The sequence below is a fragment of the Pantoea sp. X-Soil-MYKO-1785 genome, assembly GCF_059730675.1.
Genome location: NZ_AP036000.1, coordinates 1,240,472 through 1,266,689 on the forward strand (window position 1 = coordinate 1,240,472; position 26,218 = coordinate 1,266,689).

The 26,218-nt window shown below is 58.0% G+C and carries 28 protein-coding genes, 1 pseudogene and 1 riboswitch; of the genes and pseudogenes, 18 read left to right on the forward strand and 11 right to left on the reverse strand.

Translation table 11 applies throughout. The features are described 5' to 3' along the window. Positions 1-20: 20 nt before the first annotated feature. Complete coding sequence (modE, locus tag AC6I8D_RS05780) at positions 21-803, reverse strand: molybdenum-dependent transcriptional regulator (protein WP_497819771.1); 783 nt, start codon at positions 801-803, stop codon at positions 21-23. Between the two features lie 139 nt (positions 804-942). On the opposite strand from modE, the gene AC6I8D_RS05785 reads away from it, so the two are divergent. The 4 genes from AC6I8D_RS05785 to modC all read left to right on the forward strand — a co-directional run bounded on the left by AC6I8D_RS05785 (position 943) and on the right by modC (position 3,771). Further along, on the forward strand, positions 943-1,098 hold the full coding sequence (locus tag AC6I8D_RS05785) for an AcrZ family multidrug efflux pump-associated protein (protein WP_031376840.1): 156 nt from the start codon (positions 943-945) through the stop codon (positions 1,096-1,098). A 155-nt stretch (positions 1,099-1,253) separates the two neighbouring features. Next, complete coding sequence (gene modA, locus AC6I8D_RS05790; RefSeq protein ID WP_497819772.1) at positions 1,254-2,027, forward strand: molybdate ABC transporter substrate-binding protein; 774 nt, start codon at positions 1,254-1,256, stop codon at positions 2,025-2,027. Beyond that, on the forward strand, positions 2,024-2,713 hold the full coding sequence (modB, locus tag AC6I8D_RS05795) for a molybdate ABC transporter permease subunit (protein WP_497819773.1): 690 nt from the start codon (positions 2,024-2,026) through the stop codon (positions 2,711-2,713). Before modA ends, modB begins: the two co-directional genes overlap by 4 nt. Further along, entirely contained in the window at positions 2,713-3,771 is a 1,059-nt protein-coding gene (gene modC, locus AC6I8D_RS05800) for a molybdenum ABC transporter ATP-binding protein ModC (protein ID WP_497819774.1), read from the forward strand. Before modB ends, modC begins: the two co-directional genes overlap by 1 nt. Positions 3,772-4,226: 455 nt before the next feature. On the opposite strand, the gene AC6I8D_RS05805 is transcribed toward modC, so the two are convergent. Next, positions 4,227-4,772 carry a hypothetical protein gene (locus AC6I8D_RS05805; protein WP_031376844.1) on the reverse strand — a complete coding sequence of 182 codons (546 nt, stop codon included), beginning with the start codon at positions 4,770-4,772 and terminating at the stop codon, positions 4,227-4,229. Positions 4,773-5,167: 395 nt separating this feature from the next. Between AC6I8D_RS05805 and AC6I8D_RS05810 the strand changes: the two are divergent. Further along, positions 5,168-5,260: pseudogene (locus AC6I8D_RS05810) on the forward strand (TOBE domain-containing protein); the annotation flags it as partial. Here AC6I8D_RS05810 and AC6I8D_RS05815 read toward each other — a convergent pair. Beyond that, positions 5,261-6,079: a pyridoxal phosphatase gene (locus AC6I8D_RS05815; RefSeq protein ID WP_312052954.1), complete on the reverse strand. Its 819-nt coding sequence runs from the start codon at positions 6,077-6,079 to the stop codon at positions 5,261-5,263. It abuts the pseudogene before it with no gap. A gap of 151 nt (positions 6,080-6,230) precedes the next feature. Between AC6I8D_RS05815 and pgl the strand changes: the two genes are divergently transcribed. After that, positions 6,231-7,226, forward strand: a complete 996-nt coding sequence (pgl, locus tag AC6I8D_RS05820) for a 6-phosphogluconolactonase (RefSeq protein WP_497819775.1) — start codon at positions 6,231-6,233, stop codon at positions 7,224-7,226. A 42-nt stretch (positions 7,227-7,268) separates the two neighbouring features. On the opposite strand, the gene AC6I8D_RS05825 is transcribed toward pgl, so the two are convergent. Continuing rightward, positions 7,269-7,745 carry a kinase inhibitor gene (locus AC6I8D_RS05825; protein WP_497819776.1) on the reverse strand — a complete coding sequence of 159 codons (477 nt, stop codon included), beginning with the start codon at positions 7,743-7,745 and terminating at the stop codon, positions 7,269-7,271. Between the two features lie 75 nt (positions 7,746-7,820). Continuing rightward, positions 7,821-9,113 carry an adenosylmethionine--8-amino-7-oxononanoate transaminase gene (gene bioA / locus AC6I8D_RS05830; RefSeq protein ID WP_497819777.1) on the reverse strand — a complete coding sequence of 431 codons (1,293 nt, stop codon included), beginning with the start codon at positions 9,111-9,113 and terminating at the stop codon, positions 7,821-7,823. Between the two features lie 100 nt (positions 9,114-9,213). On the opposite strand from bioA, the gene bioB reads away from it, so the two are divergent. The 4 genes from bioB to bioD are packed head-to-tail and all read left to right on the forward strand — an operon-like array spanning position 9,214 to position 12,803. Further along, positions 9,214-10,245, forward strand: coding sequence for a biotin synthase BioB (bioB, locus tag AC6I8D_RS05835; protein ID WP_312052947.1), 1,032 nt, complete (start codon positions 9,214-9,216; stop codon positions 10,243-10,245). Beyond that, the gene (gene bioF, locus AC6I8D_RS05840) at positions 10,245-11,396 is read left to right on the forward strand and encodes an 8-amino-7-oxononanoate synthase (protein ID WP_497819778.1); all 1,152 of its coding nucleotides are present in this window, start codon (positions 10,245-10,247) and stop codon (positions 11,394-11,396) included. Before bioB ends, bioF begins: the two co-directional genes overlap by 1 nt. Then, positions 11,380-12,135 (forward strand): malonyl-ACP O-methyltransferase BioC, encoded by a 756-nt coding sequence (bioC, locus tag AC6I8D_RS05845; protein WP_497819779.1) that lies wholly within the window; start codon positions 11,380-11,382, stop codon positions 12,133-12,135. Before bioF ends, bioC begins: the two co-directional genes overlap by 17 nt. Beyond that, the gene (gene bioD / locus AC6I8D_RS05850; protein WP_497819780.1) at positions 12,132-12,803 is read left to right on the forward strand and encodes a dethiobiotin synthase; all 672 of its coding nucleotides are present in this window, start codon (positions 12,132-12,134) and stop codon (positions 12,801-12,803) included. Before bioC ends, bioD begins: the two co-directional genes overlap by 4 nt. Positions 12,804-12,807: 4 nt before the next feature. On the opposite strand, the gene AC6I8D_RS05855 is transcribed toward bioD, so the two are convergent. Beyond that, positions 12,808-13,530, reverse strand: a complete 723-nt coding sequence (locus AC6I8D_RS05855; protein WP_031377433.1) for an ABC transporter ATP-binding protein — start codon at positions 13,528-13,530, stop codon at positions 12,808-12,810. An 892-nt stretch (positions 13,531-14,422) separates the two neighbouring features. Here AC6I8D_RS05855 and uvrB point away from each other — a divergent pair. Beyond that, the gene (gene uvrB, locus AC6I8D_RS05860) at positions 14,423-16,444 is read left to right on the forward strand and encodes an excinuclease ABC subunit UvrB (RefSeq protein ID WP_312052941.1); all 2,022 of its coding nucleotides are present in this window, start codon (positions 14,423-14,425) and stop codon (positions 16,442-16,444) included. Between the two features lies 1 nt (position 16,445). On the opposite strand, the gene AC6I8D_RS05865 is transcribed toward uvrB, so the two are convergent. Beyond that, entirely contained in the window at positions 16,446-17,351 is a 906-nt protein-coding gene (locus AC6I8D_RS05865; RefSeq protein ID WP_031377430.1) for a gluconeogenesis factor YvcK family protein, read from the reverse strand. Positions 17,352-17,556: 205 nt separating this feature from the next. After that, positions 17,557-17,690: riboswitch (molybdenum cofactor riboswitch) on the forward strand. On the opposite strand from AC6I8D_RS05865, the gene moaA reads away from it, so the two are divergent. The 5 genes from moaA to moaE all read left to right on the forward strand — a co-directional run bounded on the left by moaA (position 17,680) and on the right by moaE (position 20,376). After that, entirely contained in the window at positions 17,680-18,666 is a 987-nt protein-coding gene (gene moaA, locus AC6I8D_RS05870; protein ID WP_312052940.1) for a GTP 3',8-cyclase MoaA, read from the forward strand. Its footprint overlaps the riboswitch before it by 11 nt. A 14-nt stretch (positions 18,667-18,680) precedes the next feature. After that, positions 18,681-19,196, forward strand: coding sequence for a molybdenum cofactor biosynthesis protein B (gene moaB / locus AC6I8D_RS05875; RefSeq protein WP_312052938.1), 516 nt, complete (start codon positions 18,681-18,683; stop codon positions 19,194-19,196). 2 nt (positions 19,197-19,198) lie between these two features. Beyond that, positions 19,199-19,684 carry a cyclic pyranopterin monophosphate synthase MoaC gene (gene moaC / locus AC6I8D_RS05880; protein WP_031377427.1) on the forward strand — a complete coding sequence of 162 codons (486 nt, stop codon included), beginning with the start codon at positions 19,199-19,201 and terminating at the stop codon, positions 19,682-19,684. Further along, the gene (gene moaD / locus AC6I8D_RS05885) at positions 19,677-19,922 is read left to right on the forward strand and encodes a molybdopterin synthase sulfur carrier subunit (protein WP_031377426.1); all 246 of its coding nucleotides are present in this window, start codon (positions 19,677-19,679) and stop codon (positions 19,920-19,922) included. Before moaC ends, moaD begins: the two co-directional genes overlap by 8 nt. 1 nt (position 19,923) lies before the next feature. Then, positions 19,924-20,376: a molybdopterin synthase catalytic subunit MoaE gene (gene moaE, locus AC6I8D_RS05890; protein WP_497819781.1), complete on the forward strand. Its 453-nt coding sequence runs from the start codon at positions 19,924-19,926 to the stop codon at positions 20,374-20,376. Here moaE and AC6I8D_RS05895 read toward each other — a convergent pair. Continuing rightward, a complete protein-coding gene (locus AC6I8D_RS05895) occupies positions 20,373-21,158 on the reverse strand; it encodes an OBAP family protein (RefSeq protein ID WP_312052931.1) in 786 nt (261 codons plus the stop codon). The genes moaE and AC6I8D_RS05895 overlap by 4 nt on opposite strands. 109 nt (positions 21,159-21,267) lie before the next feature. Here AC6I8D_RS05895 and AC6I8D_RS05900 point away from each other — a divergent pair, with 109 nt between their 5' ends. Further along, positions 21,268-22,362, forward strand: a complete 1,095-nt coding sequence (locus AC6I8D_RS05900) for a DUF1615 domain-containing protein (RefSeq protein ID WP_312756343.1) — start codon at positions 21,268-21,270, stop codon at positions 22,360-22,362. 95 nt (positions 22,363-22,457) lie between these two features. Beyond that, the gene (locus AC6I8D_RS05905) at positions 22,458-23,165 is read left to right on the forward strand and encodes a Bax inhibitor-1/YccA family protein (RefSeq protein ID WP_497819782.1); all 708 of its coding nucleotides are present in this window, start codon (positions 22,458-22,460) and stop codon (positions 23,163-23,165) included. Between the two features lie 55 nt (positions 23,166-23,220). On the opposite strand, the gene AC6I8D_RS05910 is transcribed toward AC6I8D_RS05905, so the two are convergent. The 3 genes from AC6I8D_RS05910 to AC6I8D_RS05920 are packed head-to-tail and all read right to left on the reverse strand — an operon-like array spanning position 23,221 to position 26,191. Then, the gene (locus tag AC6I8D_RS05910) at positions 23,221-24,189 is read right to left on the reverse strand and encodes a lysylphosphatidylglycerol synthase domain-containing protein (protein ID WP_312052927.1); all 969 of its coding nucleotides are present in this window, start codon (positions 24,187-24,189) and stop codon (positions 23,221-23,223) included. Beyond that, positions 24,189-25,433, reverse strand: a complete 1,245-nt coding sequence (gene clsB, locus AC6I8D_RS05915; protein WP_312052925.1) for a cardiolipin synthase ClsB — start codon at positions 25,431-25,433, stop codon at positions 24,189-24,191. Before clsB ends, AC6I8D_RS05910 begins: the two co-directional genes overlap by 1 nt. Continuing rightward, a complete protein-coding gene (locus AC6I8D_RS05920) occupies positions 25,430-26,191 on the reverse strand; it encodes an endonuclease/exonuclease/phosphatase family protein (protein ID WP_031377420.1) in 762 nt (253 codons plus the stop codon). Before AC6I8D_RS05920 ends, clsB begins: the two co-directional genes overlap by 4 nt. Positions 26,192-26,218 lie beyond the last annotated feature (27 nt).

Consider the following 26,218-nt stretch of genomic DNA (forward strand, 5'->3'; position numbering starts at 1 on the left):
GTCAAATCAGGCGGGGTAAATCACAATAAGGTCGCGACGATCGCCTGGTCAGCATTAAAACTGGCGATCACCACGTCGCCCGGCTGCAGCGCCTGCTGGTGTATCGCGTCGTTGCTCAGGGTGGCGCACAGGGTTTCACCGCTGGGCAACTGCATTAACAGTTCGCTGAACGTCTCGCCGGGTTCAATCGCGCTGACGGTGGCGGCCAGCTGATTATCGTGGTCTGCGGCGTCACGGCGCACCTGAATCCATGGCGCTTTGATTAACACCAGCACCTCTTTACCAGCAGCCAGCTGCAGCCGATCGGCGCTGCGCTGTGTCAGCGCGACCTTAAGCCGGGTCACCCCGTCAGCCAGTAGCACCTGCAGATGTTGCAGCACCGGCTGCGAATCGTTGCTTATCACCGTACCAAACAGCTGGTTGCGGGCGCTGGTCTGTAAAGAAAAGCGGGCGATGGCGGCCAGCAGGCTGTCGAGCGGCAGAGCGTCCTGCTGCAGCGCATCAAACGCTTTTTGCTGGATCTGCTCCATCAGGTGAAACAGCTGAATCAGTCGCTCGCCGTATCGCGTCAGGGTGGCACCGCCGCCGCCTTTGCCGCCGGTCGCGCGCGCCACCAGCGTCTCATCAGCCAGCTGGTTCATCTCATTGATCGCATCCCAGGCGCTTTTGTAACTGATGCCCGCCAGCTTTGCGCCCTGACTGATCGAGCCGGTTTGCTGTACCCGTTTCAGCAGCTCGATGCGACGCGGATCGGCAAACAGTTTTTGCTGTAAACGAATATGGAGGGAAAGTTCGGCTTGCATGGCGACTCCGGCAAAGGGTTAAGGCGTATCTGCGCGATGATAGCGGCGTTTCGGGGCCAAAGTAAAAGCACGAAAAGGGCTGCGCAAATTTTTGCTGACCCGTTACAATCACTTTTTTGTTCGCAGAGTGAGACGCTCCATGCTGGAATTACTTAAAAGCCTCGCCGTGGCTATCATTATGGTCCCTATCGTGATGGCAATCATGCTGGGTCTGATCTATGGCCTGGGTGAAGTCTTTAACGTCATCTCAAAATTTGGCCATCGCGAAAAATCGTCAGCCCGTTCGCATAACTAATCTCCCCGACCACGCTCGCTAATCAGGCGGGCGTGGTGCTTTCTGCCGCTGCGCAAACTTCTGCTCATCCTTCTGCTAAAACTGCCGATAATTTTCTGACACTGCCGGAAAGGGCGTTGTATCATTCGCTACACAACGAATAACCGGAGAACATCATGTCTTTAACACACTATCGCTGGGGAATAGCTGCGCTGGTCACAGCTTCCCTGGCAGGTCAGGCGGTGGCAGCGGATAAAATTACGGTCTTTGCGGCGGCGTCACTGACCAACGCTCTGCAGGAGATCGGCAGCCGTTATCAGCAGGAAAAAGGGGTGACGGTAGTCGCTTCGTTCGCTTCTTCCTCGACGCTGGCCCGGCAGATTGAGCAGGGCGCACCGGCCGACCTGTTTATCTCCGCCGATCAGCAGTGGATGGATGAGGCGGTGGCGAAAAAAAGCGTCATCGACCGCAGCCGTTACACCCTGCTGGGTAACGATCTGGTGCTGGTCGCACCGCGCAGCGCATCGGCAAAGCCGGTCGAACTGAACCCGCAGACTGACTGGAAAACGCTGCTGCACGGTGAACGTCTGGCGGTTGGCGATCCGGATCATGTCCCGGCCGGCATTTACGCCAAAGAGGCGCTACAGAAGCTGGGCGCCTGGCAGACGGTTGAACCGTCGCTGGCTCCGGCAAACAATGTGCGGGCCGCGCTGGCGCTGGTGGAGCGCAACGAAACGCCGTATGGCATTGTTTACGGTTCAGATGCGGTCGCCAGTGAGCGGGTGCAGGTGGTGGGGCGGTTCCCGGCCTCCAGCCACAAACCGGTGGAATATCCGATGGCGATCGTTAAAGATCGCGATAATGCCGCCGTTAACGCTTTTTATAACTACCTGAAAGGGCCGCAAGCAGCGGTCGTGTTTAAACATTACGGATTCACACCAACCAAATGATACTCAGCGATCCCGAATGGCAGGCGGTTCTGCTCAGCCTGAAAGTCTCTGGCATTGCCGTCGCTGGCAGTCTGCCTTTCGGCATCCTGATGGCCTGGATTCTGGTGCGCTGCCGCTTTCCTGGCAAAACGCTGCTCGACAGCCTGATTCATCTGCCGCTGGTGCTGCCGCCGGTGGTGGTGGGCTATCTGCTGCTGATCGGCCTGGGACGACGCGGCATCATCGGTGAAAAGCTCTACGACTGGTTCGGCTTCAGCTTCGCTTTTAGCTGGCGCGGGGCGGCGCTGGCGTCGGCGGTGATCGCGTTTCCGCTGATGGTGCGCGCCATCCGGCTGGCGCTGGAGGCGGTGGATATCCGGCTGGAGCAGGCCGCCCGCACTCTGGGGGCCGGTCGCTGGCGGGTGTTCTTCACCATTACCCTGCCGCTGACCCTGCCGGGCGTGATCGTCGGCACCGTGCTGGCCTTCGCCCGCTCGCTGGGGGAGTTTGGTGCCACCATTACCTTTGTTTCAAATATTCCCGGCGAGACGCGCACCATCCCGCTGGCGATGTACAGCCTGATTGAAACGCCCGGTGCGGAAGGCGCGGCCGCCCGGCTGTGTGTGATTGCCATTGTGCTGGCGCTGGCGTCGCTGCTGGCGTCAGAATGGCTGGCCCGTCTGGGTCGTCAGCGAATGGGGGCCTGATGCTGTCACTCAATTTTGCCCAGCAGCAGGGCGATTATCAGCTGGAGATCGACCTGCAGATACCGGCCAAAGGGATCACCGCTATTTTCGGCGTCTCCGGTGCCGGAAAAACCTCGCTAATTAACGCCATCAGCGGACTGACGCAGCCGCAGCGCGGCCGGATTCAGTTGCACAATCGTCTGCTGTTTGACGCGGAACAGCAGATTTCCCTGCCGCCGGAAAAGCGCCGGATTGGCTATGTCTTCCAGGATGCCCGGCTGTTCCCGCACTATCGGGTGCGCGGCAACCTGCAATATGGCATGGCACCTGAGATGAAATCTCAGTTTGATAGCCTGGTCTCCCTGCTGGGCCTTGAGGCGCTGTTGTCGCGCTTTCCGCTGTCGCTGTCGGGCGGGGAAAAGCAGCGGGTGGCGATTGGCCGGGCATTACTGACCGCGCCGGATATGCTGCTGCTGGATGAGCCGCTGGCCTCGCTGGATTTGCCGCGCAAACGCGAGCTGATGCCGTATCTGCAAAAGCTGGCGAAGCAGGTGGATATCCCGATGCTCTACGTTTCGCACAGCCTTGAGGAGATCCTGCATCTGGCGGATAACGTGCTGGTGCTGGATGGTGGCAAAGTTAAAGCGTTCGGTCCGCTGGAGCGGGTCTGGAGCAGCAGCGCAATGCGGCCATGGCTGCCGGTCAGTGAGCTGAGCAGCGTGCTGCGGGTACAGGTGCTGGAGCAGCATCCCGACTATCCAATGACCGCGCTGTCGCTGGGTGACCAGCACATCTGGGTCAGCCGGGTTAATCAGCCGCTTAAAACGCCACTGCGGATCCGTATTGCTTCGGCCGATGTCTCGCTGGCGCTGCAACCGCCGCACAACACCTCTATCCGCAATATCCTGCCTGCGCAGGTGGTTGAGCTGGTGGAGGTCGGGGATCAGGTGGAAGTGAAGCTACGCATCGGCATCAGTGAACTGTGGGCGCGCATTACGCCGTGGGCGCGTGATGAGCTGGGCATTCGGCCGGACCAGTGGCTCTATGCCCAGATTAAAAGCGTCTCGGTCACGCCCTGATGACTAAAGGTCCTGATAATGCGTTATTTTTTAATGAAATTATTTAATGGGTCTCTTTTTTTCTGCCTTGTTTCGAATGTTTTATTGAGTAGGCTTCTGACACCTCTGAACAGAGAGCGTGGGTTCTTGCTTTCGTCTCTGGTTGTCGTGAAGAGAAGAAGTGGAAAGCCGACATCAATAATCTGATGAGTATTGATATTCAATTCCCTGTCAGGAAGGGTGATATCTCCCAGAAGTTTAAGCAAAATTAAAATTTGAAGCCTTTTGGTGGCCCTGAACCGTTACCAGAGGGATTCTGCAACACTTTCTGTGGTTCAGGGCAACGCCCTATAAAATGGCTTTCACCGTGCTTCTGTTTGGCTGGCCTGGATGACATCACTATGCATCAATCAAAGAAGCGTTTGATTCGGGTGACAGAGCAGCGTGGTCAATAGCGCTATATGTTCCAGAATCGGCTATAACTTCAATCCATGCTCTTTGCAGTATTTAACACTATATACTTCTGATAAAAGATTTTCGACTTCAGGTACGGTCAGTGCAAATACGGCATCACGGAAGAAATATCCAAAATGACGCACGACTAAAAATACTGGCTCTTGTGTTTTCAGATCATTCTCTTCACCGTATTCCAGAATATCATTGTAACGTCCACCAATGACCTTTTGCTTTGTTTCCTGACGCTGAATAAAGGGTTGTTTAGACCACTCCAGAAATTCATAAAAGGGGGCGGTATTTTCCGTGATTCGACTATCTGTATAGATAAAGGGAAGCGCAACATAGTCGTAGCCCAGGTCAACGACAAATTGTACAAAGGAGAGGTCGTCCGGAACTTTCATGGGGTAAACTTTAGGTGCGTAGGGAGCAACGATTGAGCCATCCAGGAAAGAATAATAATGCACATCACTGGCATAGCGGGTTAAATGACCAACCTGTAACGATGTACAACCCGTGAGCATCAATGATAATAAAAGCAGAGCCTTGTTGAATATTTTTTTAAACATATCTCATACCTACAGATAAATAAGGGTTATCGGCAGGTGAAAGATAAGCTTTAGCGTTGTTTGATTGAAAATGGTGGGCGGCCTGATATCAAATAGCTTTATATCACTCTTATGGCAGCACTGTTTTTTTGATATCTTTTCCGTCATCAATGCTGGAGTCAGCTTTAATGATTGTTTATGTCATATTGGTTTATATCAATGCCAGGTTTTGAAAAGTTAAGAATGAATAATAAAGTGCAGCGCTCATTTTATAAAAGATTAAAAAAGGCTTTAATGTATACAGACCCTCCTCAGAGTCATGTTGCGTTATCTATTTTTTATCCCTGCGTTAAAATTTGCTTTTTGCTTCTCAACGCATTAAATGAAACAGACCCTCTTCATTGGGTCAATGCCGGGCGCGCATTACGCCGTGGGCGCGTGATGAGCTGGGCATTCGGCCGGATCAGTGGCTCTATGCCCAGATTAAAAGCGTCTCGGTCACGCCCTGATTACAGCACGTACTGATAGAGCGTCTCGGCAATGCCGGTTTCGAGGTTGGTGCCGATCACTTTTTTGGCGCGCGCTTTGATCGCCTCATCGGCATTGCCCATCGCCACGCCCAGACCGGCGGTTTCCAGCATGCTGAGATCGTTGTAGTTATCCCCGAACGCGATCACATCTGACATGCTCAGTCCCAGCGAGTCGACCCACTGCGCCAGACGCTTGCCTTTGCTGTTGCCGCCTTTGGCGATATCGACCTGATCGTGCCACGACCATTCGCAGGCCAGGCCCAGTTTCGCCTCGACCCGGCTGGCAAACTGCTGCAACTCAGGAATGTTGGGATGCGACAGGGCGAATTTCCAGATGGCACCCGCCTCGCGTGCGGCCTCGGCTAAATCGGGCACCTGCCTGAACAGCGGACGCTGGTGCGGCGGCAGAGATTCGGCCCAGTTGAGGGTGCGAGTAACATGGCCGGTCGGGGTCTGATACAGCATGGCATCATCGACATACAGCAACCCATGAATCCGCTGCTGATCCAGCATCTCAATCACCTGCAGCGCCAGCTGAGTATCAAGCGGATCGGCCGCCAGCACCTTTTTGTTTTGGTAATCATACAAATAAGTGCCGTTACAGCAGATGGCTGGCGTATTGAGTTCTAATGCCTGATAAAAAGGATGGATGGCGCAGTGATGGCGTCCGGTCACGATAGCGACGTGAATGCCCGCCTGACGCGCCTTCTTTAGCGCCTCGACTGACTGCGGCAGAATGGTTTTTGCGGGTGTTAACAGCGTGCCGTCGAGATCGAGGGCAATGACACGGTAGCTCATTAATCCTTCCGTTGGGGTAGGTTAGCGAAGCCCCAAGTCTACACCTGACTGCCCTTGTGAGACAAAAAACCGGGCACAAATGATTCCAGCATGGCTAAAACGCGCTACAGTGACTCACAGATCATCATCAGGCAGCCAAAAAGGAGAATGCATGAAACAAGTTGTCTACACCGCCAGTCCCGAGAGCCAGCAGATTCACGTCTGGCAAATGAATGAAGAGGGGGCGCTGACGTTGCTTCAGGTGACCGATGTCGCCGGCCAGGTTCAGCCAATGGTGGTGAGTCCGAACCGCGATTTTCTCTATGTCGGCGTGCGCCCCAATTTTCGCGTGCTGGCGTTTCGCATCGCGGCTGATGGCACCCTGACCGAAGCTGGCCAGGCACCGCTGCCGGGCAGCCCGACCCATATTTCCACCGATCGCAGCGGTAAATTCCTGTTCTGTGGCTCCTACAATGACGCCTGCGTCAGCGTCAGCCCGATTGGCGAAGATGGCGTGCCACAGGCACCGCTGCAGGTGATCCACGGACTGGAAGGGTGCCACTCAGCCAATATTGATAATGCTAACCAGACGCTCTACGTGCCGGCCCTGAAGCAGGATCGCATCTGCCTGTTCGCATTGGGTGATGACGGCCAGCTGACGCCGCGTCCGCAGGCGCAGGTTACCACCGTCGAAGGCGCCGGTCCGCGCCACATGCAGTTCCATCCCAACGGTCGTTACGCCTACTGTGTGAATGAACTCGACAGCACGGTTGACGTCTGGGCGTTAAATGAAGGCAACGTGGCAAGCGTGCAGACGCTGGATATGATGCCGCCTGACTTCAGCGGCACCCGCTGGGCCGCGGATATTCATCTGACGCCCGATGGCCGCTTCCTCTACGCCTGCGACCGCACCAGCAGCACGCTGGCGGTGTTCAGCGTCAGCGAACAGGGTGATCAGCTGACGCTGCAAGGTTTCCAGCCGACCGAAACTCAGCCGCGCGGCTTTAATATCGATCACAGCGGACAGTATCTGGTGGCGGCGGGGCAGAAGTCTCATCACATCGAAGTCTATCGCATTACCGAACCGCAAGGGCTGTTACAACCGCTGGGACGTTATGCGGTCGGACAGGGACCAATGTGGGTAGTAGTGCATCAGCTGCAGGCATAACGCAGCTTCGCACGCCTCCCCGTACGGGGAGGCGTGGCGGGATTATTGATAGTTCACGGTCAGTGACGCGCTCGCCAGCGCGTGAAAATGGACGTTAAAGCCGACCATTGCGCCACTCGCGCCTTCATCCACCTCAATCTTGTCCACATCCAGCGCATGCACGGTGAAAATGTAGCGATGGGTTTCCCCCTGCGGCGGTGCCGCGCCACCGTAGCCAGCCTGACCAAAATCAGTGCGGGTCTGTAGCGCTCCTGAAGGCAGTTCGGCTTTGCCGGAACCCGCGCCCTGCGGCAGAGAGGTGGTGGAGGCCGGAATATTGGCAACCAGCCAGTGCCACCAGCCGGAGCCGGTTGGCGCGTCGGGATCGTAGCAGGTCACCACAAAACTTTTGGTGCCTTCCGGAGCCGCTTCCCAGGCCAGATGGGGAGAGATATTCTCGCCCTGATAGCCCATGCCGTTGAAAACATGCTTCTCAGGCATCTTATCGCCGTCGTTAAAATCCTGACTATAAACGCGCATTGCCTCTCCTCACGTGTCGATGAATAGCCTGTCATCATAACTAAACGCGCAGCCAGTTCCAGCGCTTAGCCCACTTCAGTCGGCAAAATGTGAAGAATGCTCAAGCGCTGCCGCAATCGCCTGCACCAGTTTGCTCAGCGCCTGCGGCGTGATGATGTACGGCGGCATCAGATAGATCAGCCGGCCAAACGGTCTTATCCATACGCCCTGCTCAACGAAGAACTGCTGCAGCGCCGCCATGTTGACCGCCCGATGGGTTTCGACCACGCCAATCGCCCCCAGCACCCGCACATCCGCCACCTGCGGCGCGCTGCGCAGCGGCAACAGTTCCGCCCGCAACTGCTGTTCGATAGCGGCCACCTGGCTTTGCCACTCGCCTTCGGCCAGCATCGTCAGGCTTTCGACCGCCACCGCGCAGGCCAGCGGATTGCCCATAAAGGTCGGGCCGTGCATAAAACAGCCGGCCGGACTGCGGCTGATGGTGTCCGCCACCTCACGGGTGGTCAGGGTGGCCGCCAGCGTCAGGGTCCCGCCGGTCAGTGCTTTGCCAACACACATAATATCGGGCGTAATACCGGCATGTTCACAGGCAAACAGTTTGCCGGTGCGGCCAAAGCCGCTGGCGATCTCATCGGCAATCAGCAACAGCCCGTAGCGATCGCACGCTTCTCGCACCCGCTGCAGATAGCGCGGATGGTAGAAACGCATCCCGCCTGCGCCCTGCACAATCGGCTCAAGAATTACCGCGGCCAGCTGCTGATGATGCTGCTCCAGCAGGCGGGCAAAATCGTCGAAGTCGCGCTCATCCCACCGGTCGTCAAAACCACAGGCCGGCGCCTCGGCAAAGTGATGTTCAGGCAGGTAACCGCGCCACAGGCTGTGCATCGAATTATCCGGATCGCACACCGACATCGCCGCAAACGTATCGCCGTGATAGCCGCGCTTCAGCGTCAGGAACTGCTGACGGACTTCTCCGCGTCCCAGCCAGTATTGCAGCGCCATCTTCATCGACACTTCTACTGCGACCGAGCCGGAATCGGCGAGGAAGACGCACTCCAGCGCCGCGGGCGTCATGGTCAGTAGCTGACGACAGAGCGCCACGGCAGCGGGATGGGTTATGCCGCCAAACATCACGTGCGACATCAGCGTCATCTGCTGGGTCAGCGCCCGGTTCAGTCGCGGATGGTTGTAGCCGTGGATCGCCGCCCACCACGAGGACATGCCGTCGACCAGCTCACGGCCATCGGCCAGTTGCAGCTGGAAACCGTGTGCAGCAACCACCGGATAACAGGGCAGAGGATTTTGCATCGAAGTGTAGGGATGCCAGAGGTGCTGGCGATCAAAGCGGGCGTCTTCAGAAGTGAACATGAGCGTCGTAAACCGGAGTTGTAAACCAAAATAAAAAAATATAGTTTACAAGTATAACCACGTTAATCGTCGGGATGACACCCTTTTTTTGGAGCACGTAATGGCACAACGCTGGACAGTCGCACAGGCTCAGGCCCTGTTTGATCAACCTTTTCTTGAACTGATGTTTGAAGCGCAGCGGGTGCACCGTCAGCACTTCGATCCGCGCCAGGTGCAGGTCAGCACTCTGTTGTCGATCAAAACCGGTGCCTGCCCGGAAGACTGCAAATACTGCCCGCAGAGCGCGCGCTACAAAACCGGTCTGGAATCGGAACGTCTGATGGAGGTCGAAGAGGTGCTGGCCTCGGCCCGGCAGGCCAAAGCGGCAGGCTCCACCCGTTTCTGCATGGGTGCCGCCTGGAAAAACCCCCATGATCGCGACATGCCTTACCTGGAAAAAATGGTTGAAGGGGTCAAGGCGATGGGGATGGAAACCTGTATGACGCTGGGTACGCTCAGCGATCGGCAGGCACAGCAACTGGCCGGTGCCGGCCTCGATTTTTATAACCATAACCTCGATACCTCGCCGGAATTTTACGGCAGCATCATCACCACCCGTAGCTATCAGGAACGGCTTGATACGCTCGGCAAAGTGCGTGATGCCGGCATTAAAGTCTGCTCTGGCGGCATCGTCGGGCTGGGGGAAACGGTCAACGATCGCGCTGGACTGCTGGTGCAGTTAGCCAATCTGCCGACGCCGCCGGAAAGCGTGCCGATCAACATGCTGGTAAAGGTCAAAGGGACGCCGCTGGCGGATAACGATGACGTGGAGCCGTTCGATTTTATCCGCACCATCGCGGTGGCGCGCATCATGATGCCGACCTCGCACGTCCGGCTGTCGGCGGGCCGTGAGCAGATGAGCGAGCAGACCCAGGCGATGTGCTTTATGGCCGGTGCTAACTCGATTTTCTACGGTTGCAAATTGCTGACTACGCCAAACCCGGAAGAGGATAAAGATCGGGTGCTGTTCCGTAAGCTGGGCCTGAATCCGCAGCACAGCCATACCGACCACGGCGATCATCAGCAACAGCAGCAGCTTAGTGAACAACTGCTGCACGCCGACACTGAACAGTTCTACAACGCGGCGCTGTAATGAGCTGGCAGCAACGACTGCAGCAGGCGCTCGCGCAGCGGCGGGCGGCCGATGGCTGGCGGCAGCGACCGGTGATCGATCACCAGACCACCCGCACGTTGCAGAGTGGCGGACGGACCTATCGCCACTTTTCCAGCAACGACTACCTCGGTTTAACGCAGCATCCGGCGGTGATTGCCGGCTGGCAGCGCGGCGCAGAGCAGGCGGGAGCCGGGGCCGGTGCATCCGGTCACGTCACCGGTTATCACCGGCAGCATGCGGAGCTGGAAGCGCAGCTGGCGGACTGGCTCGGTTATGACCGGGCGCTGCTATTTATCTCTGGTTTTGCCGCCAATCAGGCAGTGATCCATCTGCTGGCAGAGGCTGACGATCGCATCCTGGCGGATAAGTTAACCCACGCTTCGCTGCTGGATGCCGCCAGCCACAGCCCGGCGCAGCTGCGCCGTTTTACACACAACAGCCCGGCGAGTCTGGCGGCGCGGCTGTCCTCGCCCTGCAGCGGTGAAACGCTGGTGGTAACCGAGGGCATTTTCAGCATGGATGGCGACAGTGCGCCGCTGGCGGCGATAGCGACCCAGACCCGGCAGGCCGGGGGCTGGCTGCTGGTAGACGATGCGCACGGTATCGGCGTGGTAGGCGAGCAGGGGCGCGGCAGTTGCTGGCAGCAGGGAGTCAGGCCTGAGTTGCTGGTGGTCACCTTTGGCAAAGCCTTTGGCGTCAGCGGAGCCGCACTGCTGTGCGATGCACAAACCGCCGACTATTTCCTGCAGTTCAGCCGTCATCTGATCTACTCGACCGCCATGCCCGCCGCCCAGGCGTCGGCGCTGCAGGCGTCCCTCGGCCAGGTGCAGCAGGGCGATGCGCTGCGTCAGCGGTTGCAGCAGAATATTCAGCGCTTCCGGCGCGGCGCGGCCTCGTTGCCGTGGCAACTGATGGATTCCGCCAGCGCGATTCAGCCGTTAATCGTCGGCGGCAATGCGGAAGCGATAGCGCTCTCCGCCCGGCTGGCGGACGCGGGCTGCTGGGTCAGCGCGATCCGGCCGCCAACTGTCCCGCCCGGCACCGCCCGGCTGCGTATTACCCTGACGGCGGCGCATCAGCCGGATGACATCGACATTCTGCTGGAGGCGCTGCATGACGCTGCAGGTTGATAAACGCGCCGTGGCGCGGGCCTTTGGCCGGGCGGCCGGGCACTACGATGCGCATGCTGCCCTGCAGCGGCTGAGCGGTGACGCGCTGCTGGCCCGCGCCCCCGCGCGCAGTGGTCCGCAGCTGCTCGATGCCGGTTGCGGCACCGGCTGGTACAGCAAGCAATGGCGGGCGCGTGGTAAGCAGGTGACGGCACTGGATCTTTCACCGCAGATGCTGCAACAGGCGCGCGCCAATGATGCGGCGCAGCACTACCTCGCCGGGGATATCGATGCTCTGCCGCTGGCGGATGCCGGTTTTGATCTGGTATGGAGCAACCTGGCGGTGCAGTGGAGTGACGATCTGTCACAGGCGCTGAGCCAGTTCCGGCGGGTGCTGCGGCCCGACGGCGCGCTGCTGTTCTCGACCCTGAGCGCCGGATCGTTGCAGGAGGTGCATCAGGCCTGGTCGCATCTTGATGAACATCCTCACGCCAACCGGTTTCTCAGCGAGCAGCAGATCGCGGCAGCCTGTGCGGCCCACCGGCTGAGCTGTGAGTCAGCGCTGATCACCCTGCATTTTCCCGATGCGCTCAGCGCTATGCGTTCGCTGAAGGGGATTGGCGCCACCCATCTGCATCAGGGACGTGACGGTCCGCTGCTGACCCGACAACGGCTGGCACAGCTGGAGGCGCATTGGCCGCGCGATCGGCACGGTTTCCGCCTCAGTTATCATTTAATCTATGGAGTAAGTTCATCATGAAGCGCTGGTTTATCACCGGCACCGACACCGAAGTCGGTAAAACGGTCGCCAGTGGCGCACTGTTACAGGCGGCCCGGGCCGCAGGTTATCGCTGCGCCGGCTACAAGCCTGTCGCCTCCGGCTGTGAAATGACGCCGCAGGGGCTGCGCAACAGTGACGCGCTGGCGCTGCAGCGTTACAGCAGCGTGCCGTTAGACTATCAGCAGGTTAATCCGCTGGCGTTCCTTGAACCCACGTCACCGCACATCGTCAGTGCCGAAGAGGGCCGGCCGATCACCCATCAGGCGCTGTCGGCCGGACTGGCGGCGCTGGAACCGCTGGCTGACTGGATTCTGATCGAAGGGGCGGGCGGCTGGTACACCCCGTTATCCGCCACGCACACTTATGCCGACTGGGTCAGCACTGAACAGCTGCCGGTTATTTTGGTGGTTGGCGTTAAACTGGGCTGCATCAATCACGCCATGCTGACCGCAGATGCGGTGCGGGCGCGGGGGTTGCGGCTGGCTGGCTGGATCGCCAACACCGTGGTGCCGCCCGGTCACCGTTATCAGGAATATCTCACCAGCCTGCAGCAGCGACTGCCCGCGCCCTGTCTCGGCACCATTCCGTATCTGACCGGGGCAGCGCAACTGGACAGCTGTGGCCAGTATCTGACCTTACCTGACTAAAGTCTCAGGCCACCGTCAGCCATTTGTTGACGGTGTGATCATCCAGCTGCGCCATTTTGCCCTGCGCCACGTTACGCCCGCGATGCAACAGCAGAAAATAGTCCGCCACGCGGCGTATCAGCGACAGTCGCTGCTCCAGCAGCAGGATGGTCAGGCCGTAGTCGAGATTCAGGCGGCGAATCAGATTCCCCATCTCCTCCTCCAGCCACGGTGACATCCCGTCGGTCGGCTCATCCAGAATTAGCAGCTTAGGCTGCAACACCAGCGCCCGCGCCAGGGCCAGCTGCTGCTGTTGATCGATCGGCAGATCGCCGCTGCGCTGCTGCCGCAGCGAATAGAGCGCCGGAAACAGGTCAAACACCATTTCGGGGATGGCGCGATGGCGGTCAGCCTGATTTGCCCCGGCCAGCAGGGCGATCAGCAAATTATCTTCCACGCTCATCTGGGTAAAAATATGGCGACCCTGCGGCACATAGCCAATCCCCATCTGCGCCCGCTGCTCCGCCGGTTGCAGCAGCAGGTCGGCGGGCGGTGAGCCATCCTCTTTCCAGGAGATCGATCCACTGTTGATCGGCAGCCTGCCCATGATGCAGTTCACCAGGGTGGTTTTCCCCATCCCGGGCCGGCCGAGAACGCCGGTGCAGGTGCCAGGCGACAGATCGAGATCGACATCCCACAGAATATGATTTTGACCGTAAAATTGATTTACCGAACGTAAACTCAGCATCTGACACTCTCCTTCCCGATCATTAGCCTGAATGCTTCCGCTCTGTGTCGTCTGGCAAACAAGTTATCAGCAAGGGCATGCTCCCCTTGCAGTACAGTGCGCTTGTGGCGCGATGACGCCACCCATTCTTGCAATTCCCAGGCCAGATCCCACCGCAGACTTTTTTCAGCCAGTAGCGCGGTGCGGCGGCGCTAAAAGATGAGCAGTGCTTATCAATTTCAACCGGTGATAACATTGCTGCACTTTTGTAGTGCCAGCGGGCGGCGTTTCTGGTGCAGAGGGACGATGACGAGGCAGCTATTCTGATTAAGAATGGGCAGCTAATGTAGCGGATTAGCGGGCGGAGTAAAGAAACTGGTAAAAAAAGCAGAACAATAGTGCAGCGACAGCGGCTAAATTTAGCGGAAAAAAAATTATTTTTAGCGAACCCGAGCGGCAGGGAAAAATTATACACAGCCGATGGCGGCGGGGCTGCCATCACTTATCCACCATTCCTGTGGATAACCTTGTGCATTAGGTAATGAAAACAGGTTGGAAGCGAGGAAATACGCGGCCTGGTTACATAATGTCGAGATTCTGGGCTTTTAGACATAAGTCAGTAAATTCAACTGCTTATTAAAAAACAAGCCTGCGAATTATCTGTCAGTTCATCGAACTGTAATTTTGTGACGGTCTATTGACAAATGTTAAATCCGATCCCCGCCTGGGGATAACCTTGCGCAACGGCCTGTGCGATGAAGCAAGCGGCAATCGACGGTGAAAAAGTATCCCGACAGTGACGATCACTCTGCCTTAATACTGTTTTTATATCCAGTATTATTTTCTGGCAAAATCACCATAGCAGAGTAAAATAGTGGGCTGCCCGCCGACTTCTTCAGCAGGAACTGCATTCATGAGTAAAGCCTTTAAATTGAATTCCGCTTTCAAACCTTCTGGCGATCAGCCAGAGGCGATTCGTCGTCTGAAAGAGGGGCTGGAAGATGGACTGGCCCACCAGACCTTATTAGGCGTAACCGGCTCGGGGAAAACCTTCACCGTCGCCAACGTGATTGCCGATCTCAACCGTCCAACCATGGTTTTAGCGCCCAACAAAACGCTGGCGGCGCAGTTGTACGGTGAAATGAAGGAGTTTTTCCCGGATAACGCAGTAGAATTTTTCGTCTCTTACTACGACTACTACCAGCCGGAAGCCTATGTGCCGAGCTCCGACACCTTTATCGAAAAGGATGCCTCGGTTAACGAACACATTGAGCAGATGCGTCTGTCGGCGACCAAAGCGCTGCTGGAGCGGCGCGATGTGATTGTGGTCGCCTCGGTTTCGGCGATCTACGGTCTGGGCGATCCCGATCTCTACCTGAAAATGATGCTGCACCTGACCCGCGGCATGATTATCGACCAGCGCAGCATTCTGCGCCGACTGTCGGAGCTGCAGTACACCCGCAACGATCAGGCGTTCCAGCGCGGTACGTTCCGGGTGCGCGGCGAAGTGATCGACATCTTCCCGGCCGAATCGGACGATATCGCCCTGCGCGTTGAACTGTTCGACGAAGAAGTAGAGCGCCTGTCGCTGTTTGACCCACTCACCGGCCAGATTGACTCGGTGGTGCCGCGCTTTACCATCTACCCGAAAACGCACTACGTGACGCCGCGTGAGCGCATTCTGCAGGCGATGGAAGATATCAAACTGGAACTGGCGGATCGCCGTCGGGTGCTGCTGGAGAACAATAAACTGCTGGAAGAGCAGCGTATTACCCAGCGTACCCAGTTTGACCTGGAGATGATGGGCGAGCTGGGCTACTGCTCCGGCATCGAAAACTATTCGCGCTATCTTTCCGGGCGCGGACCAGGCGAAGCGCCACCAACGCTGTTTGACTATCTGCCAGCCGATGGCCTGCTGGTGGTCGACGAATCGCACGTCACCATCCCGCAGATTGGCGGCATGTATAAAGGCGACCGGGCGCGTAAAGAGACGCTGGTGGAGTACGGTTTCCGTTTGCCGTCGGCGCTGGATAACCGTCCGATGAAGTTTGAAGAGTTTGAAGCACTGGCACCCCAGACTATCTACGTGTCGGCCACGCCGGGTAAATATGAGCTGGAAAAATCGGGCAGCGAAGTGATCGACCAGGTGGTGCGTCCTACCGGGCTGCTCGACCCGATTCTCGAAGTGCGTCCGGTGGCGACCCAGGTCGACGATCTGCTGTCGGAGATCCGTCAGCGGGTGGCGATCAATGAACGTGTGCTAGTGACGGTGCTGACCAAGCGTATGGCGGAAGATCTGACCGAATATCTGGAAGAGCACGGTGAGAAAGTGCGTTACCTGCACTCCGATATTGATACCGTTGAACGCATGGAAATTATCCGCGATTTACGTCTGGGTGAGTTTGATGTGCTGGTGGGCATTAACTTACTGCGTGAGGGGCTGGATATGCCGGAAGTGTCGCTGGTGGCGATTCTGGACGCGGATAAAGAGGGCTTCCTGCGCTCCGAACGCTCACTGATTCAGACCATCGGTCGTGCGGCGCGTAATATCAACGGCAAGGCGATTCTCTACGGCGATAAAATTACCCCGTCAATGGCGCGGGCGATTGAAGAGACCGAACGCCGCCGCGAGAAGCAGCAGCAGTACAATGAAGAGAACGGCATTGTGCCGCAGGGCCTGAATAAGAAAATTACCGATATTCTGGAACTGGGCAACAACGTGGTGAAAACCCGGGGCAAAGCCAAACCCGCCCGTCGCGGTGCGGCCGAGGCCGAAGCGGATTACCTGGCGCTGTCGCCGCAGGCCCTGCAGAAAAAGATCCACGAGCTGGAAGGGCAGATGCAGCAACATGCGCAGAACCTGGAGTTCGAACAGGCGGCCAGCGTGCGCGATCAGCTGCATGAGCTGCGCACGCTGTTTATTGCCACCTCATAACTCAGCTAAAGCCCTGAATGGCGTGTTCCAGCGCCACCCGCAGCAGCTGGCGGTCGTGACGATATTTGATATCGGCGGCCTCCAGCGGCTCGCGGACGATCAGCCGGTTATCCACCTGACTGATGTCGGCGGAGGGACTGACCACAATCGCGTCAATTACCCGTTTGCCAATGTAGCGCTCCATCATCGCCAGTTTGTCGGCGACCGTCAGGCTGGCTGCCGCCGGGCTGAGTTCGCGTCCCAGATTGCCGATAAAGACCATGGTGGCGGGCGTCCGGCGCAGAGCCTGCGCCATCTCTTCCATCAGCAGAATCGGCATCAGGCTGGTGTAAAAGCTGCCTGGCCCGATCAGGATTAAATCCGCTTCGCCAATCGCATCCAGCGCTTCCCGCGTCGGCTGGACGTTGGGATGCAACATCATCTCCTGCGGCGGCTGTTTCATCTCATCAATCGCGGTTTCGCCGTAAACCATGTTGCCTTCCACATCGAGCGCCACCAGATCCACCGGTTGCTCCGACATCGGAATCAAAAAGGCATCGACCTTCAGCAGGTTACGAATGATATTGATCGCTTCCAGTGGACGCACGCTCAGGTGATCGAGCGCTTTCAGCATCAGGTTGCCAAGGTTGTGTCCGGCCAGTTCGCCGTTCCCGGCAAAGCGATACTCAAACATCGCTGAAGCCACGCTCGGTTCGGCGATCAGCTGGTTAAGGCAGTTACGCATATCGCCCCAGGCGATGCCGCCTTCTGAGCGGCGAATACGGCCGGTTGATCCGCCATTATCGGTGGTGGTTACAATGCCGGTGAGGCGTGAGCCGAGCGGCGACAGGGCAGACATCACGCGGCCTAAGCCATGTCCGCCACCCAGTGCCACCACGCGATCGAGGTCGGCCAGTGTGCGATTCATACTTCTCCTTAACATCGTCTCGCGTGACGTCGCTCTAAACGCTAAACCCGCGCGGATGACTTGCGTCAAAATCTGAAACGCATTTTACCGTATCCTGTAGCGAAAATGCGGTGAAAATTCGATATGTATCAGAATATATAACGAAAACGGCGAATGGAAGAGTCGCGTAAATCGCGCTACCATCTTGATTAACCGCGCTGATCAACGGGTCAGCGTACACTCTAGCCTGATTGCCTACGTCTGCGGATAGGGGAGTCAGGCCGTAGCCATTGAGCTACCAGGGTGCAGGAAGAAATGACTGCATCTCCCAATCTGGAAAGGTGTTCTGGTGTCACAATTTACTGATGCATACGCGCGTAAGTTCTATTACCTGCGCCTGTCGGTCACGGATGTGTGTAACTTCCGCTGTACCTACTGTCTGCCCGATGGCTACAAGCCGCACGGCATTCGCAACAAAAGCTTTCTCTCTCTGGATGAAATCCGCCGCGTGACGCGGGCTTTCGCCGCGGCCGGCACGGAAAAAGTGCGGCTGACCGGCGGCGAGCCGTCGCTGCGCCGCGATTTTACCGACATTATCGCGGCGGTGCGTGAGAACCGCTCGGTGCGTCATATCGCCGTCACCACCAACGGTTACCGGCTGGCGCGCGACGTGAAGCAGTGGCGTGAGGCGGGATTAACCGCACTGAACGTCAGCGTCGACAGCCTTGATGCCCGTCAGTTCCACGCCATTACCGGTCAGGATAAATTCCATCAGGTGATGGCGGGCATCGACGCCGCCTTTGACGCCGGTTTTCAGCAGGTGAAAGTCAATAGCGTGCTGATGCGCGATCTCAATAGCCGTAATCTGGCCACCTTCCTCGACTGGATCCGTACCCGTCCGATTCAGCTGCGCTTCATCGAACTGATGGAAACCGGTGACGGCGGAACGCTGTTTCGCCAGCAGCACGTCTCCGGCACGGTGATCCGTGACCAGCTGATTGCGCAGGGCTGGCAGCGGCGGGAGAGCGGCCGCAGCGACGGCCCGGCCCAGGTGTTTTACCATCCCGATTATGTCGGTGAGATCGGCCTGATAATGCCCTATGCCAAAGATTTTTGTGCCAGCTGCAACCGTCTGCGCGTCTCGGCGCAGGGCAATCTGCACCTCTGCCTGTTTGGCGACGGTGGCGTGCCGCTGCGGGATCTGCTGGCCTCTGACGATCAGCAAGCGGAACTGCAGGCGCGCATTGCCAGTAGCCTCGGGCAGAAAAAGCAGACCCATTTTCTGCATCAGGGCAACACCGGCATCACGCAAAATCTTTCTTATATTGGCGGTTAATTTCAGGAGGCGTTATGGGCAAACCAGTCAGCGAATTTCAGGCGTTACAGATTGCGGTGATGACCGTGTCAGATCGCCGCGAGGCCAGCGAGGATACATCGGGCGACTATCTGCGCGGTGCCGCCCTTGAGGCGGGTCATGAGGTGGTCGATCACGCCATCGTGCCGGATAATCTCTACCGCATTCGCGCCACCGTATCGCGCTGGATCGCCAGCGAGGACGTGCAGGTGGTGATCATTAACGGCGGCACCGGATTTAACCTGAAAAACAGCACGCCGGAAGCCCTGCTGCCGCTGTTTGATCGTGAAATCGCCGGCTTTGGCGAACTGTTCCGGATGATCTCCTATGAGGAGATTGGCGGCTCGACCTTGCAGTCGCGCGCCATCGCCGGAATGGCGAACCAGACCTTAATTTTTGCGGTGCCGGGCTCCACCAATGCCTGCCGCAGCGCCTGGGAGCGGATTATTGCCGATCAGCTGGATGCGCGCACCCGTCCCTGCAACTTTGTCTCACATCTGAAGAAACGGTAAGTATGTCGCAACTCACACACATTAATGCTGCTGGCGAAGCGCATATGGTGGATGTCTCCGCCAAAGCGGAAACCGTACGCGAAGCGCGGGCGGAGGTGCTGGTGCTGATGCAGCCTGACACGCTGCAGATGATCATCGAGGGCAGTCACCACAAAGGCGATGTGTTCGCCACGGCGCGCATTGCCGGTATCCAGGCCGCTAAACGGACCTGGGAACTGATCCCACTCTGCCATCCGCTGATGCTGAGCAAAGTGGAAGTGAATTTGCTGGCCGAGCCGGAACACAATCGGGTACGCATCACCTCGCTGTGCCGTCTGACCGGCAAAACCGGCGTTGAGATGGAAGCGCTGACGGCGGCCTCGGTGGCGGCCCTGACCATCTACGACATGTGCAAAGCGGTACAGAAAGATATCGTCATTGACCAGTTGCGCTTAATCAGCAAAAGCGGTGGCAAAAGCGGTGATTTTCAGGCGGTGTCCGATGATTAAGGTGCTGTTTTTTGCCCAGGTGCGTGAACTGGTCGGCAGCGCCTCGCTGGAGATCGCTACCGCCTATCCGGATGTGGCCGCGCTGCGTGCTGCGCTGGCCGGGCAGGGCGATCGCTGGGCGTTAGCGCTTGAGTCCGGCAAGCTGCTGGCGGCGGTCAATCAGACGCTGGTGCCGATGAGTCATCCGCTGCGCGACGGCGATGAAGTGGCGTTTTTCCCGCCAGTGACCGGAGGCTAAAATGGAGACGCAGATTCGTGTTGGTCCGGCGCCGTTTGATATGGCCGAAGCGTATCGCTGGCTGGCCGCCTGTGACGAAGATGGCGCGGTGGTCACCTTTACCGGCAAAGTCCGCAACCACAACCTCGGCGCGCACGTCGCGGCACTGACGCTGGAACACTATCCCGGCATGACCGAAAAAGCGTTGCAGGAGATTGTTGATGCCGCCCGCCAGCGCTGGCCGCTGCAGCGCGTCACGGTGATCCACCGCACCGGCGAGCTGTTTCCCGGTGATGAAATTGTGCTGGTGGGCGTCACCAGCGCACACCGCGGCAGCGCGTTCTCTGCCGCGGAGTTCATTATGGATTACCTGAAAACCCGCGCGCCGTTCTGGAAGCGCGAAGCGACCGCCGACGGCGATCGCTGGGTCGATGCCCGCGACAGCGATCACCAGGCGGCGCAACGCTGGGATTAAGGCTGTTTTAACTGCTCGGCCGGGCCGAAATGGGTCTGGCCGTGGCTGTGTTCACCGCCGCCGTGGGTGCGCTGCAGCTGAATCACCTCGCCCTGTTGCCAGGCATTGGCCCCCGGTTCGGCCGGATGCGCCACGATATCTGCCCGCTGGGCGCGAATTTTTTTGCTGTCGACATCAAAACGCCGGTCGCGATCGGCCAGCAGGCGCGAATCCATCTGCCCGTCAGCGGTAAAGCCCATCATCAGCGCCGGAATGCCGATTGGCAGGGTCTTGTCGCGATCGGTATGCCAGGTGTGCCAGGTCTTGCCGTAAGTATTGACGATGCGCTTCATCAGCGCGTGATCGGCGGCCTCCGGTAAGCCGGGCGCGATCAGCGTGCCTGATTTCACTTCATACTGATGGCTGTGCCACAGCTTCTTCTCTTCCGGCGGCAGGGTTTTATACAGCCGCTCGCTGATAATGTACTCCACGCCCATCAGGCGCGCGTCGCGGGTATTGCCGTCATAAATCACCGCCTGCATCACATCCTCATTCAGCACCGTCACATAGTGGTGCGCCTCCATCTGACCGTTCTGATCGCCGTTATAAAAATGGAACCCATCGAGATAGGTATTGATGGCGTCAATCGGAGGGCGGGACTGCATCACCTCAGCGCCGGTTTCCAGCAGTTTGAGTGACGAAGAGGCAGGGGCACCCGGCGACTGTACTTTTGCAGGGGAGTTATTGGCACCGCATCCCGCTAACAGCAGGCTGAGCGCCGCGACTGGCCAGAGCTTTAACATCGTAAATTCCTTTAACGGTAAAAAAGGTAACCTTAGTTCAGAAAATCAGACCTGCCGGTAAAAGGGTGGCAATGGTAGAGTAGAGCTTTGATTGATTTCGAGGACAGGTATGTCATTTACCCCAAGTCTGCAACGTCTGACGCTGGTCGCCGCGCTGGTGCTGGCAGGTTGTAGCAGCAAGAAAACCCCCGAGGCACCGGTCCGGCAGCCCGCCGATGTTAAAGCGCAAATCCAGCGGCTGTTGCCGGCCCACGTCAGCAATAAAGCCGACTGGGCTGACGACATCTATACCTCTTTTCGCACTCAGCAGCTTGACCCCAGCACCAGCAACCTGTGTGCGGTGATTGCGGTGGCGGATCAGGAGACCAATTTTAGCGCCGAAGCCAGCGTGCCGGGCCTGCCTAAAATTGCCTGGGCCGAGATCGACCGCCGGGCAGCGAAGGTACACGTGCCGGCGTTTTTGGTACGAACCGCGCTGCTGATTAAATCATCGAACGGCGAGAGCTACGCCGCCCGTCTGGATAAGGTGCGCAGCGAGAAGGATCTGAGCGACATTTTTGATGATTTCATCAATATGGTGCCGATGGGACAGACGCTATTTGGCAATCTTAATCCGGTCCATACCGGCGGGCCGATGCAGGTCAGCATCGCTTTTGCGGAAGCGCATGCCAAAGGCTATCCGTGGCCGATTGATGGCTCGATCCGTCGCGAGGTCTTTACCCGCCACGGCGGGATCTACTTCGGTACCCTGCATCTGCTGGGCTATCCGGCCGATTATAGCCAGCCGCTTTACCGTTTTGCCGACTTCAACGCCGGCTGGTATGCCAGTCGTAATGCCGCATTCCAGGCGGCAGTGGCGCGGGCGACCGGCATGAAGCTGACGCTGGATGGCGATCTGATCCTGTACGGCAGCGAGAAGGCGGGCAGCACCGAGCTGGCGGTACGCACCCTGGCGAAGCAGATTGATATGAGTGACAGCGAGATCCGCCGCGACCTTGAGAAAGGGGAGAAGGCGGAGTTCAGCGACAGCACGCTGTGGCGGCAGGTGTTTACCCTGGCCGATAAAATGGCCGGTCGCCGACTGCCGCGTGAAATGCTGCCGGGCATCAAGCTGGAAAGCCCGAAAATTACCCGCAATCTGACCACCGCCTGGTTCGCTCAGCGGGTCGATAGCCGCTATCAGCAGTGTCTGTCGCGTCGTTAGCGGTGATGTTGTGGCGCAGTTGAGTCGGGCTGTGCCACACTTAGTCAGGCTCCGTACGCGGAGCGCGTCCTAATCCGTTCAACAAGAGGTGCATCATGGACCGATATCCACAAAATGACTCAATTGTTCAACCTGCGTCACGTGGGCTGCAAGCCTATATGTCCCAGGTGTATGGCTGGATGACCTGCGGTCTGTTACTGACAGCGTTTGTCTCCTGGTTTGCCGCGCGGACCCCGGCGGTAATGGAGCTGGTGTTTGCTAACCGTATCACCTTCTTCGGGCTGATTATCGCGCAGCTGGCGCTGGTTTTCTTCCTCTCCGGCATGGTACATCGCCTGAGCGGCGCGGTTGCCACCGGGTTGTTTATGCTCTATTCGGCGCTGACCGGCGTCACCATGGCGAGTATTTTTCTGGTCTACACCTATTCGTCGATCGCCAGCACCTTCTTCGTCACCGCCAGTATGTTTGGGGCGATGAGCTTTTATGGCTACACCACCAAACGTGACCTGAGCCGCTTTGGCAGCCTGCTGTTTATGGCGCTGATCGGCATCGTGCTGGCGTCGCTGGTCAATTTCTGGCTGAAAAGCCCGGCGCTGATGTGGGCAATTACCTATATCGGTGTAGTGGTGTTTGTCGGCTTAACCGCGTATGACACCCAGAAGCTGAAGAATATTGGTGAGCAGATTGATGCGCGCGACACAGAGAACCTGCGTCGTTACTCGATTATGGGGGCATTAACCCTCTATCTGGACTTCATTAACCTGTTCCTGATGCTGCTGCGGATTTTCGGCAACCGTCGTTAAGATTATCTCTGAAAGCAGGGAAAGGCGCTCAGGTTGCGCCTCTCCCTGTTTCATTTCACTGGGACTTCTGAAGCTTCTGCTCGTTTTTATGCCGCAGATGTTTAGCCCGACTCTCCAGTACCAGATAGAGCACCAGCGCCAGCAGCAGCGGTAAAATAAAGTAGAGCACGCGATAGGCCAGCAGGGCGGCAATAATGGCACCATGTGACGTATGCTGACCGCTGAGCAACGCGAGGAACACCGCTTCCAGCACCCCAATCCCGGCCGGAATATGAATAATCACCCCGGCGATACTGCTGATCAGCAATACCCCCAGCACCATCGGATAGCCGACGTCGCGCCCCAGCAACAGCCAGATAATCGCCCCCATTACCATCCAGTTAGCGCAGGAAACGGCAAACTGAAACAGCGCCATGCGCAGCGAAGGCAGCTGTAGCGTCTGGCCTTTCACCGTCCAGCGGCGACGTTTTGAGAAGGCGCATGACCACAGGTAGACCGCCACCAGCACCAGCAACAGCACGCCAATCAGCCGCAGGGTGGTTTCACCAATAAACCAGCCGCTGGGGATCGACACCATGCCCGCGCTGAATACCACGCCAGCCAGCAGGATGTAACCCAGCCAGTTGGTGGCAATACTCAGCGAAAAGATGCGGGTGATGGTGCCGCTGTCGAGCCCTAAGCGTGAATAGAGCCGGTAACGCATCGCCACGCCGCCGACCCAGGTACTCAGCGTCAGGTTGAAGGCGTAACAGATAAATGACACCAGCATCACCTGACGTTTCGCCAGCTTGTGGCCGCAGTAGGCCCGGCCAATCAAATCGTAACAGCCATACACCAGATAACTGATCACCACCAGAGCGGCGGCGGTCAGCACCACAAACCGGTTGTAGTTGACGATCACCTCATAGACATCTTCCCAGTTCACCTTACGCGCATAGACCACCAGCAGCACAATGACCGCAATGAAGAACAGCACGGTGAGGATTTTTTTCGCCAGTTGCCAGCGTGGATGCTTTTTCGCCATCAGGGTTTCGCTCCTTCGTTATCGGCTTCAACGCGATCTTGCGTCTCCATTTCCGGCTGAACCGGCGGATCGACCTGCGCCAGCAGCGGCGTGTGGGCAGGTAACCAGCCCGCGATGGCCGGAAAGTGGCGCAGGAAGTGGAACACCACCACACTCTTACTCAGTTGCCACCAGTTACGCGGCGGCAGGCGGTCGTCCTGCACCCGCTGGCAATCCTTGGCCAGCAACGCTTCCAGGTTGTCGCGCAGGGTCTGGTTAAACTGGCGATCATGAATAATCAGGTTGGCTTCGAGGTTAAGCGACAGGCTAAGCGGATCGAGATTACTGGAGCCGACGGTCGCCCAGTGATCGTCCTTCACCGCCACCTTGCCGTGCAGCGGACGACGGCAATATTCGTAGACCTCCACCCCGGCATCGACCAGATAGTTGTAGAGCAGTTCGGCCCCGACTTTAACAATCGGCATATCGGGTTCGCCCTGCACAATCAGCCGGACGCGCACCCCGCGCTGGGCCGCATTGCGCATTTCACGCAGCAGCCGGTAGCCGGGGAAGAAGTAGGCGTTGGCGATAATCACATCCCGTTTGGCCTCGCGCAGCATCTCCAGATAGTGCATTTCGATGTCGTCACGGTGGTCGTCGTTATCGCGATAGACATACAGCACCTGAGCGTCGCCCGGCGTGGCGTTAACCGCCGGGCGATGAGAGCGCGATCCCCACCAGCGGCGGGTAGCCTGTTCGCTGCCGATCGCCTGTTGCAGATAGCGGGCAATATCACCGACCACCGGGCCTTTAACCTGCACCGCATAATCCTGCTTGGCTTCCGGGCCATAGTCACTGTTGTGTTCAGCCGAGAAGTTGATCCCACCAACGAAGGCGACCACATCATCTACCACCACGGTTTTACGATGCAGGCGGCGGAACACGTTGGTGCGCATTCCCATCACCAGCGGGCGCGGATCGTAATAGATGAAGCGCACCCCGGCGCCGGTCAGGCTGTTGACGAACTTATCGGAGAGATCGGGCGAGCCGTAGCCGTCGACCATCACCTCTACCCGCACGCCGCGCTGCGCCGCAGCCAGCAGTTCGCGATGCAGGGCGTTACCGACCTCATCTTCAAACAGAATGAACGTTTCCAGCAGCACGGTGCGTTCAGCGCGCTGAATCGCCCCGAAGACCCGCGGGAAAAACTCTTCGCCATTTTCCAGCAGGCGTAGCTTGTTACCTTCTTGCCAGTGAAAATTCATAGGTGAATCTCCACCGCCAGCGGCGCATGATCGGAGAGATGCGACCAGGGTTTACGCGGCAGCGTCCACGGATGACTGACCGTGGCGTTGCGGACATAGATGCGGTCGAGCCGCAGAATCGGAAAGCGCGCCGGGAAAGTGCGCGCCGGGCGTCCGGTTTTCATACTAAATACCTCTTTCAAACCTGCACCCTGCTTTAAAATCTGGTTGGCGCGTCGCTGCCAGTCGTTGAAATCGCCAGCCACCACCACCGGCGCATCGGCCGGCAGCGAAGAGACCATATCGCACAGCATTTTCATCTGTGCATGGCGATGCGACTCCTTCAGCCCCAGATGCACGCAGATCACATGCAGGGTGCCATGGGGCTCGGGCAGGGCGATCTGACAGTGCAGCATGCCGCGGTTTTCACTGCCCGCGACCGAAATATCCCGGTTTTCATATTCGCTGATTGGAAAGCGCGACAGCACGGCATTGCCGTGGTGGCCCTCCGGATAGACCGCGTTGCGTCCGTAGGCGTAATCGTTCCACATGGTGTCGGCGAGAAACTCATAGTGTGGCGAGTCAGGCCAGTTTTCATGGTGCAGGGGATGGATGGCGTGGGTGCCCATCACCTCCTGCAGAAATACCACATCCGCCGACGTGGCGCGTACTGCGTCACGCAATTCCGGCAGGATGAAGCGGCGATTGAAAGGGGCGAAACCCTTGTGTGTGTTGATCGTCAGGACTTTAATTGAAAATCCTTGCTGGTTTTGTGGCATACTCGCGACGCACTCCTTTTCATCATC